Origin of the sequence: Butyrivibrio sp. VCB2006, from assembly GCF_000420945.1 — a bacterium.
Classification (GTDB): Bacteria; Bacillota; Clostridia; order Lachnospirales; family Lachnospiraceae; genus Butyrivibrio.
Window position 1 is genome coordinate 1 of sequence record NZ_ATVX01000025.1, and the last position, 17,313, is coordinate 17,313.

Sequence of the window (17,313 nt, forward strand, 5' to 3'; positions counted from 1 at the left end):
ATATATGAATGACCAGTCGATGGCTTTATCAATAAGCCTGAGCATGTGGTCCTGTGGAACCAGATCGTCCATGCTCACAAACTGCATTTGTTCACGCTTTCTTTCGGTATTAGAAGTCATCATAAAGGCAATCCCCATCCCCAACTTTGATACTTCTATTATACCAGAAAAAGTGCCTCAAGCCCAGATAAATACTGGGTTTTCGGCACTTTTATAAAGAAAAATCCACGGCAAATGCCGTGGACTTTGTCTACAGTCTGAATCGGAGACAGAAAACTGTCTCCGATTTTTTTATCTGATAAATCTCGAGGATGAGCTCTGAGTATTGTACTTGGCAAACTGTTTGGAGAAGAATGCCTTATATTCCTTGAATTCCTCGGGCTTAGCATTGAATTTGTTTTTCTTATCCATATCGTCAAATACAAGATTCATGGAGTATTGCATGTTGTACATAGTATTGGCCATGTGCTGCATGATCTGCAATATGTCGTGATGATTTGTCTTAATGTATTCGTCTATTTCGGACATGGTAATTCGCTGTACAAGGATATCGGAATAAGCTACCACAGTATATATTGCGGGCTTTTGAGCCAGAAGACCAATCTCACCAAAGTATGAGCCTTTAGACAGGATTCCCAGAATCGATTCATTCTCTGTGCCGTAGCCACAGTAGACTTCTACGCTGCCCTGGATAATCTTATACATATCCATGTTTACTTCATTTTCTCTGATTATTACAGTTCCTTCGGGGATTTGCATCATCATAATAACTACCTCGCAAAAAGAATCCACAAGCAAACGACTTTATGTATATATAATATCATATTTACGCTCTCTATATGTTGAAACAAGCCTTGATTTTGGCACATCATGTTGAAACGGTACATTTTATGGGTGTATAATAAATTTGTAATATCATACACATTTTTATGTAATAGTGTGATGAGATTGCAATAATGAGACAGGGGGAGCGGGATGCTTTCATCTATCGATATTCACTGTCATATTATGCCAGGAGTTGATGACGGGTCTCCGGACGTAGAGACAAGTCTTAATATGCTACAAACAGCAGAAAAAAATGGTGTCGAGAGCATCATCTTAACACCGCATTATAAGCCAATGCACCATAATGTCAGCCCGGAGCATAACAGAGTTTATTGCGAGAGGCTGCAGGAAAAGGCCCAGAAGGCGGGGCTTAATATACGTCTATATTCTGGAAACGAAATATACTACAGTGATGAGACCCAAAGAGAACTTGAAAATGGCAAGATATGTACTTTGGCTGGCTCAGATTACGTTCTTGTGGAGTTTCATCCAACCAATCCATACAAAGCTATTCACAACGCAATATATCAAATACAGGCAGCAGGTTTTATTCCCATAGTAGCGCATGTTGAGAGATACAGCGACATTGTATCCCACGTTTCCCACGTGGAAGACCTGATAGACATGGGTAGTTTCATCCAGGTAAATGCCTCAAGTATCATGGGAAAGTATGGCTTTGGAATATCGCATTTTACTAAGAAATTATTAAAGAATCATATGGTGCATTTTGTGGCTACCGATGCTCATGACAATCAACGGAGAGCTCCGGAAATACTGGAGTGCAGGAACTACGTAGCTAAGAAATACGGAGAAGGCTACAGCCAAAAAATCTTTTACGATAATCCAATGTCCGTAATAAATAACGAGATGCTGTAAGAGACTGAGAAAAAGTATTGTGACTGAACACAGGGGAATTTAATGAACAACAGAGACGACGTGCTTGAAATTAATCTTGGGGAATTGTTTGCGGTACTGATGGGGAGAGCGTTCCTTATTATCAGTGCAGGCGTGTTCTTTGCTTTGGCAGGTCTTTTCCTGAGTAAATTTGTGATACATCCGGAATACGAGTCTACCACAAAGATTTATATCCTGAACAAGGAAGAAAATCAGACGGTTACATATTCGGATGTGCAGATTTCCACACAGCTCACCCAGGACTATGCGGAGCTTATTAAGTCCAGGAGAGTTTTGGAGGAGGTTATCCAGAGACTTCATTTGACAGATATGGAGTACAAGGATCTTTATGACGTGCTTAAGGTTGATACTCCTTCGGATACCCGAATTGTAGCAATTACGGTAAAGGATAAGGATCCTCTGATGGCTATGAAAATAGCTAACTGTATCAGAGAGGTGGCCAGCGAACATATTACTAATGTTATGGATATCGACGCTATTAATATAGCCGAGACTGCCAATGTTCCCACGGATAAGGCAAGCCCTTCTGTGGCCAGATGGACAGTGATAGCAGGCTTTCTTGGGGCGGTAGTCGTAGCCTTTTTTGCAATCCTGGGATATCTTTTGGATGACTCAATTAAGAGTAACGATGATGTGGAAAGATACCTGGGAATGAGTACCTTGGCGCTTATACCGCTAACTACCGACGAAATGGAGCAAAAGAAAAAGAAAAAATCCAAACAAAAGAAGGCAAAGTGATCAGGTTTTCAATTAAGTAAGAAGAAAAGTATGACTGAAACTATCAGGGGGATTCATGCAGAGCGCCAAACTTCATTTTAGTCAATCAGAGAATAATTATCAGATAAAAGAGGCCTATAAAACCCTTAGAAGTAATATTGAGTTCAGCGGCCAGAATGTGAAAGTTGTATCGGTTACGAGCTGTACACCCGGAGAAGGCAAAACTACAGTTGCTATGGCACTTGCCAGGGCATTTGCGGAAGCTGGTAAAAAGACTGTTCTGGTGGATGCAGATATGCGTAAATCAGTTCTTGTAGGCCGTTATAAGACCGGTTCTGTGAGGCTTGGGCTTACACATTGCCTGGTAGGAAGAGAGAGGCTTTCCAGCGTAATATGTGAGACGGATACACCTAATCTTTATGTAATATTCAGTGGCCCTGTACCGCCAAACCCAAGTGAGCTTTTGGGAGGCAGGATATTTGGTAAGGCCCTTGAAAATATGAAACAGGTTTTTGATTACATTATCGTAGATACACCGCCTCTTGGAAGTGTTATCGATGCCGCGGTTGTAGCCAAGCAGTGCGACGGAACCGTAATGGTAATTGAGAGCAATGCCATCAGTTACAGGTTTGCCCAGAGAGTTAAAGACCAGCTTGATAAAGCGGGAGCCAAGATGCTGGGAGTAGTCCTTAATAAGGTTGATATTACCGGTAAGGGCTACTATGGACATTATGGAAGTTATTACGGCAAGTACTATGGTAAATACTATGGTAAGTACTATGGCAAGTACGGAGAGGACAACATAGATGTCCCGAAGAGACCGACCGCGGATGTGGTAGATCCGGAGCCGGATGAGGACGATCTTGATGAGCTTAATTATCTTGCCGGAGTAATGCGCAAAGACTGACATTAGTAATACTAGAAAAACAATGGGGGCAATAGCCAGTGAAAGGTAATATTCTGGGGATTTTTTTTACAATACTGAGTGGAGTTCTGATAGCCTTTATCATAATTGCTTACGGCAGGAGTGACAGGCAGGCACCGGAATTCAGATTCTCTGCGCTTAATCTGATTTATGATTCGACTACAGAGGAGTCTGACCTTATAGCCGGAATAAATGCCTATGATTCCAGAGATGGAGATATTACAAACAGGATTGTGGTTGAAAAAGTGGTCCTTAACAGGGATGCAGAGACAGCAGTGGTTTACTATGCAGTTGCTGACTACAGCGGAAATGTGGCTAAGCAGTCAAGAGTTTTTCCTGCTGATATTGAGGATATAGACAGTGATGGTGAGGTTGACGAGCTTATAGAGGATGAGCTTCATCCAAATCTTGGGCTATACGGCGAAGCTGGTGAATACAGTAGCGCCGAAGGAAGTTCTTTTGAGCCGGCGGTAGAAGAATTAGAAAACCAATGACTCTAAACTATTATTGAAACAGGAGAAATGCCTATGGGCAAAGTGGGCAGAGTATTCCTTATAGTCTGGGCGGTTCTTATGACTTTCATTGCAGGAGGTCTGGCCGGGTTTGAGGCTATGAGGCTATTTGGAAAATCGAATCTGGATTCCAAGTCTGTAACCAGCACACCTATGCTGGAACAGGCCGGTGCCGAGTACTCTGCGGATACCAGCGGCAAGTGGCAGAGCGACTGGGTCAGATATGACGGAGCGGTTTACGACTACAACGAAGATATCATTACTTTCCTGGTAATGGGTATCGACAAAAGCAATGAGGTTGTTAAGGAGGTAAAAGAGGGAGTTGACGGAGGCCAGGCAGATGCTCTTTTTCTGCTGGTGTTAAATCCTCACAATGAAAGCATTAAGATAATCGGCATCAATAGAAACACCATGACGGATGTTGATATTTATGATGAATATGGAAGATACATGACTACCATGATCGCGCAGATAGCGGTTCAGCACGGCTTTGGAAATGGCATGGAGGAATCCTGTGAATATCAGGTGAAGGCGGTGTCAAATCTCTTTTACCAGCTTCCTATTCATGGCTACGCAGCTATAAACATGAGTGCTATTCCGACGATCAATGACATGGTTGGCGGCGTTGATGTCACGGTGCTTGAAGATCTAACCAAGTTTGATAAAAAGCTTGTGGAGGGCGAACAGGTCCATCTGGAAGGCGAGACAGCTTTTCATTATGTAAAGAGCAGAGATGTTAAGCTCTATGGCTCCAATGACAGAAGGCTTGAAAGACAGCGTCAGTATCTTAACGCATTTATCAAGGCCGCAAGAAACGCAAGCTCAGAGAATACAAATGCGGCTATTCAGATATTTACTGAGATTAGCGATGCCATGGTTACCAATATTTCAGCTGACGAAGTTTCTTATCTGGCTCCGGATATGATCAAGTATTCTTTTGATGCTACGGATTTCAGGATGATAAACGGTAAAACAACGAGAGGAGAAGACTTTGAGGAGTTCTATATTGATGAGGATGATCTGTATAGGACTATAATCGAAGTTTTTTATGAAAAAGTTGATAACGTTGACTAAAGTTATGAGACAAAATAGCCGATATAGATTAAGCATAGGTATGAAAAGAATAAAAAGGGCTTCGGCACTGCTTTTGGCAGTTATACTTCTTTCTGGGTGCGCATCTGATGAAATACCTACTGATGTAAGTACCGGAGATGAAGCTGATGAGTCTTTTGTAGACTTTGACAAACTTGCTGTAATTAATAGCGATATTATAGCCTGGGTTAGGATTCCGGGCACTATGATAGATTATCCGGTACTTCAAAGTTCTGAAGGCGACGATGACTATTACAGGACCCATGATTATGCGGGAAAAGAGGATCCTAAAGGGGCGATATATATAGAAGCAGCAAACAGTGCTGATATGTGCGACTTTAACGAGGTTTTTCTTGGATCGGCACCGGCGGATGGAACGCTTTTTGCAACGCTTCCCCAGTATTTAGACAGGGCTTTTTTTGATGAGCATTCCTTTATCCATGTGTATATGAATGGAAACGCCCTTATGTACTATGTGTTTGCGGCGTATGAAAGGGATAATACAAGACTTCTTTCTCAGTATGATTTTTCTTATGCCACCGGATGTCAGGATTTCATAGAAGAGATATTTGATTCAAGGACTATGAATAAGGTTGTGAGAACTGACTGGGAAGGGCAGATAATTCCTGAGAATTTTTTACTTACGTTATCAACTGTTAATCCTGATACGGGAAAACAGATGGTGGTTATAGGAAGTTTAATAGGCGACGTAGCAGGGACTATAGACAGATACGTGGATTACGGAGACCCTGAGGAATATTAAAGTTGTAAGAAAAGTATGGAGGCGCGGGAAAATGAAAAAGATTCTGGCTCTAATGTTAGCAGGTACAATGTTAGTATTCTCTGCAGTTTGTGCGTATGCAGCTGATGGCTCCAGCATTCCGGGCACACCAAGTGCTGAGGCTTCTTATTGGAGAAGTGTTGCTGAGCAGGCTCAGAAGGCAGCAGATACCGCGAATTCCTTGGCATCTGAGACCAAAGATGCTTTGGATAAAGCCAACAAGACAATAGAAGAAACTAAGAATACTAACAAGGAGATGCAGAAGCAGCTCAATAACTATGCTAAGCTTGCACAGCAGCAGAGCTCTCAGATAAGCAAGCTTAACAAACAGGCTGGTGATTATGAGAACAAGCTTAAGGCTGTTAATAATGATCTTAAGAATGCATCAGCAGGAAGAGGTGGTTCATCCGGCAATGATGTAAGAAATCAGATGCTGATCCGCAATAACGCAGTTTCTTATGGCGGAAATATCGTAGGACAGGGTGGACATGTTGAGATCAACGGTGGTAAGAGTAATGTTACCTTTATCGTTGGTGTTCCTGATGGCGGAACAATGACCTCTGCAACAGCTCTGGCAGCAAGCCTTAAGGGATCACTTGTAAACTGCGTTACAGTTACATCAACAGTTGCCTTCAAGAGCGCCAAGGTTAACTTCTATGTAACAGGTGTTACAGCCGGCGATAACATCGCAGTATATCAGGCTCAGAACGGCAAGTGGGTTCAGCTTCCAACAGCAGAGATTCGCCAGGATCATGTAGTAGTTAATATGACAAGGTACGGCACAATAGCATTTATCAGAGTACCGGTTCTTGCTTCCGTTACTTACTAAGATATCTATTTTGAATATAAAGACTACAGACAGCCACTGGTTTTCAGTGGCTGTTTTTATGCGCATGGGCTTTCGTCTATGCGTATTTTTTTTCTTGCAATTGAAATAAAAACATGATAGTATTTTCGACGTTGCGCTTAAAAATAGTTTTATATTTGGAGATTTTTATGAACAAAGAAATAGTTAACGCCGGAAGACAGAAAGAGCTTGATTGGGCCAAGGCCTTTGCTATAATCGCTATGATCTGCGTTCATGTCTATGAGCAGATAAGCGTTGTTGATACAGAAGTTGTTCCTACAGGAGCCTTTAGACTTACCTTGGAATTTTTGGCAGGACCTCTTGCAGCTCCTTTATTTATGTTTTGCATGGGTATTGGAATTATGTATTCCAAGAACAGTGAACCTGCTCAGATGGTAAAGAGAGGTTTTCACCTGCTTAAGAACGGATATCTTTTAAGCTTTTTTAAGGGAACAGTTCCTACTGCTATAGCTATAGCGCTTGGTTATGTTGTTCCCTGGACTCTGGCAGATTCATTTTTCCTTGTAAGCATTCTGCAGTTTGCCGGAATGGCATTTTTTACAATTGCCCTTATGAAAAAAATGAAGTTCAATCTGCCTGCAATGATGGTGACATCCCTGGTTCTTTCAGTACTTGGCGGCCAGCTTTCCAAGCTTGATTTTACGGGATCATGGGTTCAGTATCTGCTTGGTCTTTTCTTTGAGACCAATGATGTTACAACATTCCCATTGTTTAGATGGATTTTTTACCCCGTGTTCGGAATGATCTTTGGATACTTCCTGTTGAGGACTGAGGATAAAAATAAGTTCTACCTTAGAATCTTCCCTGTAGGTTTTGTGGGAGCATTAGTATTTACCTTTATTTATACTGCTTTGGGATTCGACATTAGAACTATGTTCATGCTTGCAGGAAGAGTTTATTATTCACAGTCATTACTTCACCATTTGTTCATTGCACTGGTTATTTTGACAGCGCTTCCTATTTACTATTTCTTTTCTGTAAAGATTACAGCAGAGCCTGTAAACAAAGCTGTTTCTTACCTTGGTAAAAACCTTGATGTAATTTATCTTGCTCAGTGGATGATAATTACTTATGTACAGTCTATTCTGAATATCTTTGGCTATGTGAGAATCGGAATAGCACTAATAATTCCTGTGGGAATTTTGGTTCTTCTCGGTAGCATAGGAATAATTGAGCTTATCAGACTTGTTAAAAGAAAAATAGGGAAGAAGAAATAAAAAAAGAAGAAATAAAAAATGCGCATGGGCGGTGGCCTGTGCGCATTTTTGTGGAGTGATTTTTGGGGTATAAAATTCGTTTTCGCTAAAAAGGAAACATGGTGCGTTCAAAATCTGAGGCAATGATTGCCGACGAACTTTTTAGGTATGAAATACCTTATAGATATGAACCAAGAATTCCTGTTGGAAAGGAATTCTTTTATCCTGAAAAAGCAAGGCAAATGATTGATCTATACTTGCTTTAATTCATGTAGCAATTTTCTAGTTATTCCTGAATTATCATCATGCAATCTAAATCTTTGTGCAATTAGTTATCTTAGTCAATTGGTTGGTTATTTCTCAATAATATTCTTCAACGCTGCTATCAGCTTATCCATCTCATAATCAGTTCCGATGGAGATTCTAAGATATTCCTTTATTCTCTCTGCATCCCATCTTCTCACAATAATGTCACGCTGACGGAGTTCATCAAATATCTCCTTACCAGATTTACCCGGGTGTTTAGCAAAAATGAAATTTGTCTTCGAATCTGCAAATTCAAAGCCCAGTTCTTTTAACGAAGCTTTTGTCCTCTCCCTTGTAGCAATGATCTTATTTCTAGTCTCATCGAAGTAAGTTTTATCAGCAACAGCCAGTGCTCCAAGCTCCAAAGTTGGCATATTCATGGTATAGGAGTTAAAAGAAAACTTCGCATCAGAAAGATACTTAATAAGCTTCTCTGATCCGAAAGCATAACCTATCCTCATTCCTGCCATGGATCTTGACTTGGAAAAAGTCTGAACTACAAGAAGATTATCGTATTTATCTATTAATGGAAGTGCACTAGTGCCGCCAAAATCTATGTAGGCTTCATCGACAATCACCACAACATCAGGATTGGAAGCAATTATTTTCTCAATAGCATTTAGTCCCAATTCCAATCCGGTCGGTGCATTTGGATTCGCTATTACAATTCCTCCGCATTTAAGAATGGAATCTTCTGCTACAGATAATCCATCAATTGCATCTGTATTGGCTAAGTTGCAGTACTCATCAACATTTATTGAAAAATCATCCTTAAGCGGAATCTGTTTGTAAGGAATTCTAAAAAGTTCAGCCCATACATCATAAAAAGAATATGTAATGTCAGGGAAAAGAATCGGCTTATCCGAATTAAAAAAGGTCAAGAAAGCCATAGCAAGCACATCATCGGAGCCAACTCCTACAAACACCTTCTTTTTATCTACGTTATAATAATCAGCTATCGCATCCACAAGCACCGAGCATGTCGGATCAGGATATTTTCTAAAATCCGAAACGTCCATCTCCTTTAATCTCATTTCCACTGCAGGCGCAGGCGGATAAGGATTTTCATTGGTATTAAGCTTGATTATATTTTTGATTTTGGGCTGTTCTCCCGGTGTATAGGGCACAACCTTTCGTACATTTTCTTCCCAGCTCATATTGCTTCTCCGTTTTTTCATATAAAAGTTTTTTACTTTCACGCTCTACTACGATAAAGACATTTTACATAAATAAAGCTCAATATGCAACTGTCTAAAAAACTAACTGTTTTTTATGAAAAGAATTATTGGTAAGTGGGTATAGGAGACAAAAAGAAGTCTATGTACCCAAAGAGATTATTATTGGGAGGGCATAGAAAGAATTATACATATCTGTGCCTAGGAAGAACGAATTGTTTGGCGCATAGATAGCGTACTAGAAAAATTCAATTGTTAATAAAACAAATTGATGTTAAAATGTCGTTTGTGTTTTGATTAGTTATTTATGTGTATTGATTTGGAAGGAGATTTATCCATGTTGGCTAAATATTTATCAGTTTTTTTGTGGGCAATGGTTCCACTTGTAGAGCTTAGAGGTGCTATTCCTATTGCTCACGGAATTCATGCTGTTGATCCTGAATTTAATCTTAAGCTTGCTTATGTTCTTATTGCTATCGGAAATATGCTTCCTGTACCATTCATTTTCTTTTTTGCAAGAAAGGTTCTTGAATGGGGCAAGGATAAGCCTGTAATCGGAAAGTTCTTTACCTTCTGCCTTGAGAAGGGTGAAAAGGGCGGCCGCAAGCTCCAGGCAACTGCAGGAAGAGGCCTTTTCGTAGCTCTTTTATTGTTTGTAGGTATTCCTGTTCCCGGAACAGGTGCCTGGACAGGAACTTTGGCAGCGTCAATTCTTGATATGGATTTCAAGCAGAGCGTTCTTGCTGTAATCTGCGGCGTTGCGCTTGCCGGAATTATCATGAGTATTGTAAGCTTTGTTATAGTAGGCGTTGTAGTTTAATAGTATTACGAGGTCTTGTTTATGGAAGCTTATTCAGATTTTGCAACTGTATATGATACCTTTATGGATGAAACCCCATACGATGTATGGGGTGATTTTGTTGCTGGGCTAATTGAGAAGTACGGTATTTCAAAACCTGTGGTTGCGGATACTTCATGCGCTAAATCTGGTTCAGAGAGTGACGGCAATTCTGTGGAAGATTCCATCAGTGAAGAAGAGGCACTTGCTCAGGAGAGAAATCTTGTAGTTGAGCTTGGCTGCGGAACCGGCTCTTTTACCCAAGTTATGAAAAATAAAGGCTATGACATTATGGGAGTTGACTTATCTCCTGAGATGCTTAATATTGCCAGGAATAAGGCGGCTAAGGCCGGACTTGATATCATGTATCTTGAACAGGACATGAGAGAACTTGACTTGTACTGCACTGCCGGAACAATTGTCAGTGTATGTGATAGCGTCAATTATCTTCTGGAGGATGAGGATGTTATAGAAACTTTCAGACTGGTCAATAACTTCCTGTACCCTAAGGGAGTATTCATCTTTGATTTCAATACCCTTCACAAGTACAGAGATGTTATTGGGGATGCAACGATAGCTGAGAACCGCGATGACTGCAGTTTTATATGGGATAATTACTATCACGAAGAAGAGCATGTGAATGAGTATGACCTGACGATATTTGTTAAGGCCTCTGATGAAGATGAGATATTCAGACGTTTTTCAGAGACTCATTATCAAAGGGGTTACACTCTTGATGAGATGCGCAGCTTCGTTAAGGCAGCAGGACTTGAGTTTGTGGAGGCTATTGATGTGGATACACACCAGGCCCCGGATGATGAGAGTGAGAGAATATATATTGTTGCCCGGGAGTTCGGTAAATAATATCGAAAAATAAGGACAAGATCCTGCGTATAAGCAAGGACTTGTCCTTTTCTATTACTCTTTTGAAATCGGAATAACTGCATCAGAGGTTAATCTCGCCGGTAAATACTGTAGTGGCGGGACCTTCCATAATTACGGAAGATTCAGGATTACCATCCCAGGAGCAGGTTACAATACCACCAAGGACGTGGACAGCAACCTTGTCATCTGTAAGACCATTTAAGATGCAGGCTACAGTTGTTGCGCAGCATCCTGTTCCGCAGGCCAGAGTCTCGCCGGTGCCGCGTTCCCAGACACGCATATGAACGTTGCCACGATCGTCTATCTTAACAAATTCTGTATTGGTGCGGTTTGGGAATATCTCATTATTCTCAAATTTTGGTCCGATCTTTTCAATATCAAATGTCGATAAATCTTCATCTTCCGGTAGAAAAACAACTGTATGAGGATTTCCCATGGATACGCAGGTTATCCTCCATTCTTTATCAGCTATTGTGACAGGTGTGTCAACAATTGCATCTGCGTCAAGAAAACCGTTAATCTTTACTGGAACAAGAGAAGGAGTGAGAATGGGAGCACCCATATCAACTTTAACAGAAGCTACTTTGTTATCATCACCAATCTCTAAGTCGATGTATTTCTTTTTTCCGGCACTTACTATTACGAGCTTTTTCTTGTCGGTGAGATTATTATCATACACATACTTGGCTACGCATCTTATGCCGTTTCCGCACATCTCCGATCTGGAGCCGTCTGCGTTGTACATTTCCATCTCAAAGTCGATGGAATCGTCATCCACGGGATTTATAAATATAAGTCCGTCTGAACCAATGCCGAAATGGCGATCAGAAACAAATCTTGCGATTTCGGATTTCTTTTCCTGAGGTATTTTTTCTTTTGAACCGTCTACATAAACATAGTCATTTCCACAGCCGTGCATTTTGGTAAAAAGCATAAGTCAAAAACCCTCCCATATTCTAGTAAAGTTAGTTAATTTTACGGCTTTTTATCTGCTTTTTCAATGAAATGAAGAAAAATATAAAAAAAAATGAATTATTATTTAAATTACCTATTCAAAAATTCTAACAAATATGATAGATTTTATGATTGAAATGAGTATAAAGTAATTAATGTGCATTTATAGTAAATAGCTTATTCGCATTTAGGGGACAGATATGCGTTGAAACTGGGGGAAATTCCCGTGTATTTGGATGTGGAGGAAAATGTATGAAGAGAGAGGGAGTTAAGAAAATCTGCTTTGTAGCGTCTTCAGGTGGTCACCTGGAAGAAATCTCAAGACTTAAAGGCATTGAGGGTGCATATGATTGCTTTTTGGTCACAGAAAAAAGTGACTTTGTAATCAAGAACTTCTGTGAGAAGAAGTATTATGTCCCCATGATGAACAGAAAACAGATTAATTTTTTACCTAAGTTTATTTGGCTTTTCTTTAGAACATTAGTGATACTACTTAGGGAGAAACCAGATTTCATTATAACAACAGGTGCTCTGGTAGCTTACCCATTTTGCGTAATTGGCAAGCTATTAGGAATCAAGGTGATTTATGTTGAATCCTTTGCGAGGGTTAATGAACCCTCACTTACAGGTAAGTTAGTGTACAACATGTCAGATCTTTTCATGGTGCAATGGGAAGATATGCTTGAGAAATATCCGAAGTCGATGCTTGGAGGCGGTATATTTTGATTTTTGTCACTTTGGGGACGCAAAAGTTTCAAATGAATAGACTTGTTAAGGCGGTAGACGAGTTGGCTGCGCAAATGACGGAGGAGATTTTTGTGCAAAGAGGCTGGTCTGACTATACGCCAACGAACTGCGGTTATACCGATTTTATGGACGTGGACGAATATAACAAGAAGATTGCAGAGTGTAGTGTTCTTATTACCCACGCCGGTGTGGGTACGATCATTTCGGGGATAAACGCTAAGAGGCCAATTGTGGTTGTGCCTCGTAAGAACAAGTACGCTGAGCATGTAGATGACCATCAGTGTCAGATTGCCAATGCGTTTTCTTCTAAGGGATGCGTATTGTGCTGTGAGGAAGTAACAGAATTAAAGGACTATATTGATAAAGCAAGGACGTTTGATTTTAAACCATACGAACTTAAGGGCGGCAACATTGAGGAGACTATCATGAGATTTATCAATATTTTTGATTAGAATTAAGTGCGTAGGTTTGGTATGAATAGGAGTAACAAGGGAGCAAATACAAATTTTATACAGATGTTAGAGGACATAGCAGTTCTCTTTATCGTTTATTTAATAGAGCGCAAGGCATTTGAGGATGTTATCTTACCGGAGACACAACCCAAATGTCTCGCGCTTGTTGTTGTATTTGGAGTGATTTACATCCTTGCTAATAAAGAGGCCAGAATCTATAACGTGACGCTTTTCTTCTACATGGATAGATTCTGGAAAATAATCAGTAAGTCCTGGCTTTTGTCAGCAGGTATTACGTCTGGATTCATGTATGTGTACAATCCGCATATCAATATCAGAAGGTTTCATTTGAGTTTTATATTATGGGCATATGTAGCTATATGCGTGAATATGGTTATCAGTAGGTTGTTCCAGATGATGATAACTAATCATCAGGCACCAAGGGCTGCCTTTGTGGGGACTTTTGATGAGTATGAGAAATTCAATTACTTTTTGAATAAAACCAGTGTACGAGTTGAAGAAGTTGGGTACATTCTTGATAGAGAAATGCCGGAAAAGAGAGTGTTCAATATCCTTGGAAATCTCGATGACCTGGAGCAGATTGTTAGAAATAATGAGTTGGATCAGATTTACTTTATTCAGCATAGTGATGATAATATCGCGCAGATACAGCAATATATAGATTTGTGTCTGGAAATGGGAGTTACAGTTAAAGTTGTAATGGATGTCTCCTATTCGCGTAGAATGCATAGATCAAACAGTTATGTTAGCTCGGTGGGTACATATCCGCTTATTACATATCATACGATAGCACTTAACAGCTACGAGCAGGCGCTTAAGAGGCTTATGGATCTAATCATCAGTGTGATTGCTACGATTATTCTATCACCTATAATGCTGACAACTGCTATAGCAATTAAACTTGATTCGCCGGGGCCCGTGATTTTCAAGCAGACCAGAGTTGGACAAAACGGCAGAAAATTTGATATTTATAAATTCCGTAGTATGTGTGTGGATGCGGAAGAACAAAAGAAAGAACTTATGGAGCATAACGAAATGGATGGCTTCATGTTCAAGATAAAAGATGACCCAAGAGTTACCAGGGTCGGGAAGTTTATTAGGAAAACAAGTATTGATGAGCTTCCGCAGCTATTTAATGTTATCCAAGGGGATATGAGTCTGGTTGGCACTAGGCCTCCTACTGTAGATGAGGTTGCACAGTATAAGAGGGGACAGTGGAGAAGAATCAGTATTAAGCCGGGAGTCACTGGTTTATGGCAGATTAGTGGCAGAAATAATATCACTAACTTTGATGATGTTGTGGAACTGGATCTTAGATATATTGATAATTGGACTTTATGGGCAGATATAGCTATTTTATTTAAAACAGTTGGAGTTCTTGTGACAAAAAAAGGAGCATATTGATTTTTTTAATTTGGAGGGAAAAACAAAAATGGATATGAAGGAAATCGTAAAACTTAAAAAGCAGCTCAATGTAACAGATCTTTCTGGAGAGAAAGTTATGATAGATTTCGAGTCTGGTAAATATTTCATGATCAAGGGAGCAGGAAATGATATCTGGGACCTTATTCAGAAGGAAATCTCTGTTGAGGACATCATCAAGAAGCTTCTTGGTGAGTATGATGTTTCAGAGGAAGAATGTGCTAAGTCAGTACAGGACTTCCTTGGAAAGCTTAAAGAGCTTGATTTTATCTAATTTGAATGTGGAGACTATGAAAAATGTTAAAGACAATATTGCAGAATTTTCATCTGGAAAAGCTTTTTTGGATTTTTAAGACAAAGCTCAAGTACATGATATTGGCCGGACTGGTTTGCGGTGTACTTGCTGGGGCATTTTCTTATTTTACGAGAACTAATACATATATGGCTCAGATTTCAATGTATGTTTATACCAATCCTGATTATATTAACGATAATGGTATTAACCTGTCTGCATCTGATATCAGTAATGCGAATGCACTTCTTAGCAGTTATATGCAGATTATGAAGAGTAACAGCTTTTTAAAGAGTGTTATCGAGGATGCTGAGCTTGATCCTACAATGTATTCAGTTTCTATCCTCAAGCGTAATATTACATCTTCTGCTGTTGGTAGTACTGCTGTTTTTAGGGTAAATGTATACGATGAAAACCCTTATAACGCGATGTTGATAGCCAATACAATTGGAAAACTTGCGCCACAGAAGATCATCAGCATTGTTAAATCAGGTGGCATAGAAGTATTGGATGAGGCAGTTTTACCTACATCTCCATACAGATCCAGCAGCATTACTCTTATGGCACTTGTTGGTATCGTGGCAGGAGGTTTTTTGTCATTAGTTTTCTTTATGGCAAGAGGCTTGCTTGATACAAGATATAGAAGAGTATACGAAGTAGAGGACATGTTCACTGTTCCGATTCTTGGAATGGTGCCACAGATAAATGATGTTGATGATAAGGGCGAGCCTAAGGTTAAATTAGTTGATGATAGCCCATTTGTTCTGAAAGAGGCCTATAACGATATCAGAACAAATCTTTTGTTTATGGGCAAAGGTGAGAATTGTCCTGTATTTGCTGTGACAGGTGCAGATTATGACGAGGGTAAGACTACCAATAGTATTAATCTTGCGATTTCTTATGCAAATATGGGCAAAAAGGTTCTCCTTATAGATGCGGATCTTAGAAATGGAAACATTGCAGCTGAATTTGGTCTTGAACCTAGGAATGGTCTTAGTGAATATCTTGCAGGCATCAACAAAAAGATAAATGTCAGAAAGAATATTAGAGAGAACCTTGATCTTATAACTACAGGTGTGATACCTCCAAATCCGACAGACCTTCTCATAAGTGATACATGGAAGGAAATGATTCAGAACTTTAAGAATGAGTATGATGTAATAGTCCTTGATACACCTTCTATAGGTGTTGTAGCCGATGGTGTCGAGCTTGTTAATGTTGCTACAGCGTTTATTGTTGTGGTTAGAGAATTTGTGTCAAGATTTGAAAGAGAAGAACTTATTATTCGAAGACTAGAGGCAGTTAATGCAAATATCTGCGGATTTATTTACAACGGAATAGATGTACATTCTGTAGATTATAACCACAAAGATTACGTAGACGGTGGAGATTATGGTAAGCATAGTAGTACCGGTGTACAACACCGAAAGCTATTTAAAAAGAAGTCTTGATGCACTTGTAAATCAGACTATTGATAAGAATGAATTGGAAATAATACTGGTCAATGATGGTTCAACAGACCATTCGCCGGAAATAATTCAGCAGTATGCTGACAAATACCCGGATATAATCAGAGTGTTTAACAAGACTAATGGCGGTCAGGCTACAGCCAGAAATCTTGGAATCAGGCAGGCCAATGGTGAATATATTGGCTTTGCTGATTCAGACGACTATGTAGATGTTTCAATGTTTGAAAAGATGTATAGACTTGCCAAAGCGCAGGATGCAGATTTGGTGGAATGTCATTATCACAGCATGTTAGAGACAGGTAGAGATGCTGATGGTAATCCTATTTATAAAGAAATAGATACTAGAGGCACAATAACAGCACATGAGGATCCTAAGGAATTGTTTTTAAATCCTCAGGTTTCGCCTTGGAATAAGTTATACAGGCGGGAAATATTTATTGAAAACGATATATTTTTCCCAGAAGGAATGATCTACGAGGATACAGCCTGGTATATAAAAACTCTTCCTTTTGTTAAGAAACATGCATATCTTGATGAAAAGCTTGTTTATTATAGTGTGCGACAGGGTTCAACCATGACGGTAAACTCAGGGGCTAAGGTTGGTGACATTATCAAGGTTTTTGATGATATTATTGATTTTTATGTCAAGAAAGGGCTATTTCGAGAGTACTACAAAGAGCTTGAGTATTTCTGTGTGAAGATTGCATTTTGCAGTAATTTTAGCAGAATTGGCAGAGTTAAAAATGGCTTCATGAGAAAAGAGCTTTTTGAAAAGACATTCGATTTTGTAATTAAAAACTTTCCTTATTACAGGAAAAACAAGTATTTTAAGGGAAAGGTTGGACTATATATAAAATCCGTGGGCAGATGGAACTGCGGTGTATATTCCAGGGTGCTTTCCAAAGTGATGATAGGATGACG

General features: G+C 39.7%; 19 protein-coding genes. 16 read left to right on the plus strand and 3 right to left on the minus strand.

Features of this window, described 5'->3' with window-relative positions; translation table 11 throughout:
* Positions 1–291: 291 nt before the first annotated feature.
* Positions 292–765 carry a Crp/Fnr family transcriptional regulator gene (locus G613_RS0116505; RefSeq protein ID WP_029233655.1) on the minus strand — a complete coding sequence of 158 codons (474 nt, stop codon included), beginning with the start codon at positions 763–765 and terminating at the stop codon, positions 292–294.
* A gap of 210 nt (positions 766–975) precedes the next feature.
* Here G613_RS0116505 and G613_RS0116510 point away from each other — a divergent pair, with 210 nt between their 5' ends.
* The 8 genes from G613_RS0116510 (at position 976) to G613_RS0116545 (ending at position 7,852) form a co-directional block, all read left to right on the plus strand.
* Entirely contained in the window at positions 976–1,701 is a 726-nt protein-coding gene (locus G613_RS0116510) for a CpsB/CapC family capsule biosynthesis tyrosine phosphatase (protein WP_029233656.1), read from the plus strand.
* A gap of 42 nt (positions 1,702–1,743) precedes the next feature.
* Positions 1,744–2,478, plus strand: a complete 735-nt coding sequence (locus tag G613_RS0116515) for a YveK family protein (RefSeq protein WP_029233657.1) — start codon at positions 1,744–1,746, stop codon at positions 2,476–2,478.
* Between the two features lie 55 nt (positions 2,479–2,533).
* Positions 2,534–3,364: a polysaccharide biosynthesis tyrosine autokinase gene (locus G613_RS0116520; RefSeq protein ID WP_029233658.1), complete on the plus strand. Its 831-nt coding sequence runs from the start codon at positions 2,534–2,536 to the stop codon at positions 3,362–3,364.
* A 38-nt stretch (positions 3,365–3,402) separates the two neighbouring features.
* On the plus strand, positions 3,403–3,876 hold the full coding sequence (locus G613_RS0116525) for a hypothetical protein (protein WP_029233659.1): 474 nt from the start codon (positions 3,403–3,405) through the stop codon (positions 3,874–3,876).
* A gap of 33 nt (positions 3,877–3,909) precedes the next feature.
* Positions 3,910–4,968 (plus strand): LCP family protein, encoded by a 1,059-nt coding sequence (locus G613_RS0116530; protein ID WP_029233660.1) that lies wholly within the window; start codon positions 3,910–3,912, stop codon positions 4,966–4,968.
* Positions 4,969–5,008: 40 nt separating this feature from the next.
* A complete protein-coding gene (locus G613_RS0116535) occupies positions 5,009–5,749 on the plus strand; it encodes a class B sortase (RefSeq protein WP_029233661.1) in 741 nt (246 codons plus the stop codon).
* A gap of 31 nt (positions 5,750–5,780) precedes the next feature.
* Positions 5,781–6,596 (plus strand): hypothetical protein, encoded by an 816-nt coding sequence (locus tag G613_RS0116540; RefSeq protein WP_029233662.1) that lies wholly within the window; start codon positions 5,781–5,783, stop codon positions 6,594–6,596.
* A 167-nt stretch (positions 6,597–6,763) separates the two neighbouring features.
* Positions 6,764–7,852 (plus strand): acyltransferase family protein, encoded by a 1,089-nt coding sequence (locus G613_RS0116545; protein WP_029233663.1) that lies wholly within the window; start codon positions 6,764–6,766, stop codon positions 7,850–7,852.
* A gap of 332 nt (positions 7,853–8,184) precedes the next feature.
* Here the strand turns inward: G613_RS0116545 and hisC are convergent, their stop codons facing one another.
* Entirely contained in the window at positions 8,185–9,294 is a 1,110-nt protein-coding gene (gene hisC, locus G613_RS0116560) for a histidinol-phosphate transaminase (RefSeq protein ID WP_029233664.1), read from the minus strand.
* 355 nt (positions 9,295–9,649) lie between these two features.
* Between hisC and G613_RS0116565 the strand changes: the two genes are divergently transcribed.
* Positions 9,650–10,132 carry a COG2426 family protein gene (locus G613_RS0116565; protein WP_029233665.1) on the plus strand — a complete coding sequence of 161 codons (483 nt, stop codon included), beginning with the start codon at positions 9,650–9,652 and terminating at the stop codon, positions 10,130–10,132.
* A 21-nt stretch (positions 10,133–10,153) separates the two neighbouring features.
* Positions 10,154–11,014 carry a class I SAM-dependent DNA methyltransferase gene (locus G613_RS0116570; protein ID WP_029233666.1) on the plus strand — a complete coding sequence of 287 codons (861 nt, stop codon included), beginning with the start codon at positions 10,154–10,156 and terminating at the stop codon, positions 11,012–11,014.
* A gap of 82 nt (positions 11,015–11,096) precedes the next feature.
* Here the strand turns inward: G613_RS0116570 and dapF are convergent, their stop codons facing one another.
* On the minus strand, positions 11,097–11,969 hold the full coding sequence (dapF, locus tag G613_RS0116575) for a diaminopimelate epimerase (RefSeq protein ID WP_029233667.1): 873 nt from the start codon (positions 11,967–11,969) through the stop codon (positions 11,097–11,099).
* 272 nt (positions 11,970–12,241) lie between these two features.
* On the opposite strand from dapF, the gene pssD reads away from it, so the two are divergent.
* Genes pssD through G613_RS0116605 form a run of 6 tightly spaced genes read left to right on the plus strand, consistent with a single transcriptional unit; the run spans position 12,242 to position 17,311 of the window.
* The gene (gene pssD / locus G613_RS0116580) at positions 12,242–12,715 is read left to right on the plus strand and encodes a PssD/Cps14F family polysaccharide biosynthesis glycosyltransferase (RefSeq protein ID WP_029233668.1); all 474 of its coding nucleotides are present in this window, start codon (positions 12,242–12,244) and stop codon (positions 12,713–12,715) included.
* Between the two features lie 11 nt (positions 12,716–12,726).
* A complete protein-coding gene (gene pssE / locus G613_RS0116585; protein WP_278246513.1) occupies positions 12,727–13,188 on the plus strand; it encodes a PssE/Cps14G family polysaccharide biosynthesis glycosyltransferase in 462 nt (153 codons plus the stop codon).
* Between the two features lie 21 nt (positions 13,189–13,209).
* A complete protein-coding gene (locus G613_RS0116590) occupies positions 13,210–14,613 on the plus strand; it encodes a sugar transferase (RefSeq protein WP_029233670.1) in 1,404 nt (467 codons plus the stop codon).
* Between the two features lie 28 nt (positions 14,614–14,641).
* The gene (locus G613_RS0116595; protein ID WP_029233671.1) at positions 14,642–14,905 is read left to right on the plus strand and encodes a PqqD family peptide modification chaperone; all 264 of its coding nucleotides are present in this window, start codon (positions 14,642–14,644) and stop codon (positions 14,903–14,905) included.
* Positions 14,906–14,928: 23 nt separating this feature from the next.
* Entirely contained in the window at positions 14,929–16,374 is a 1,446-nt protein-coding gene (locus tag G613_RS0116600) for a polysaccharide biosynthesis tyrosine autokinase (protein ID WP_029233672.1), read from the plus strand.
* Positions 16,316–17,311 carry a glycosyltransferase family 2 protein gene (locus G613_RS0116605; RefSeq protein WP_029233673.1) on the plus strand — a complete coding sequence of 332 codons (996 nt, stop codon included), beginning with the start codon at positions 16,316–16,318 and terminating at the stop codon, positions 17,309–17,311. The genes G613_RS0116600 and G613_RS0116605 overlap by 59 nt, the downstream gene beginning before the upstream one ends.
* Positions 17,312–17,313: the final 2 nt, after the last annotated feature.

Bases quoted from the DNA above. Each gene is read 5' to 3' on its own strand.
- G613_RS0116505 (WP_029233655.1), bottom strand. From the start codon at position 765: ATGATGATGCAAATCCCCGAAGGAACTGTAATAATCAGAGAAAATGAA.
- G613_RS0116510 (WP_029233656.1), top strand. From the start codon at position 976: ATGCTTTCATCTATCGATATTCACTGTCATATTATGCCAGGAGTTGAT.
- G613_RS0116515 (WP_029233657.1), top strand. From the start codon at position 1,744: ATGAACAACAGAGACGACGTGCTTGAAATTAATCTTGGGGAATTGTTT.
- G613_RS0116520 (WP_029233658.1), top strand. From the start codon at position 2,534: ATGCAGAGCGCCAAACTTCATTTTAGTCAATCAGAGAATAATTATCAG.
- G613_RS0116530 (WP_029233660.1), top strand. From the start codon at position 3,910: ATGGGCAAAGTGGGCAGAGTATTCCTTATAGTCTGGGCGGTTCTTATG.
- G613_RS0116535 (WP_029233661.1), top strand. From the start codon at position 5,009: ATGAAAAGAATAAAAAGGGCTTCGGCACTGCTTTTGGCAGTTATACTT.
- G613_RS0116540 (WP_029233662.1), top strand. From the start codon at position 5,781: ATGAAAAAGATTCTGGCTCTAATGTTAGCAGGTACAATGTTAGTATTC.
- G613_RS0116545 (WP_029233663.1), top strand. From the start codon at position 6,764: ATGAACAAAGAAATAGTTAACGCCGGAAGACAGAAAGAGCTTGATTGG.
- hisC (WP_029233664.1), bottom strand. From the start codon at position 9,294: ATGAGCTGGGAAGAAAATGTACGAAAGGTTGTGCCCTATACACCGGGA.
- G613_RS0116565 (WP_029233665.1), top strand. From the start codon at position 9,650: ATGTTGGCTAAATATTTATCAGTTTTTTTGTGGGCAATGGTTCCACTT.
- G613_RS0116570 (WP_029233666.1), top strand. From the start codon at position 10,154: ATGGAAGCTTATTCAGATTTTGCAACTGTATATGATACCTTTATGGAT.
- dapF (WP_029233667.1), bottom strand. From the start codon at position 11,969: ATGCTTTTTACCAAAATGCACGGCTGTGGAAATGACTATGTTTATGTA.
- pssD (WP_029233668.1), top strand. From the start codon at position 12,242: ATGAAGAGAGAGGGAGTTAAGAAAATCTGCTTTGTAGCGTCTTCAGGT.
- G613_RS0116590 (WP_029233670.1), top strand. From the start codon at position 13,210: ATGAATAGGAGTAACAAGGGAGCAAATACAAATTTTATACAGATGTTA.
- G613_RS0116595 (WP_029233671.1), top strand. From the start codon at position 14,642: ATGGATATGAAGGAAATCGTAAAACTTAAAAAGCAGCTCAATGTAACA.
- G613_RS0116600 (WP_029233672.1), top strand. From the start codon at position 14,929: ATGTTAAAGACAATATTGCAGAATTTTCATCTGGAAAAGCTTTTTTGG.
- G613_RS0116605 (WP_029233673.1), top strand. From the start codon at position 16,316: ATGGTAAGCATAGTAGTACCGGTGTACAACACCGAAAGCTATTTAAAA.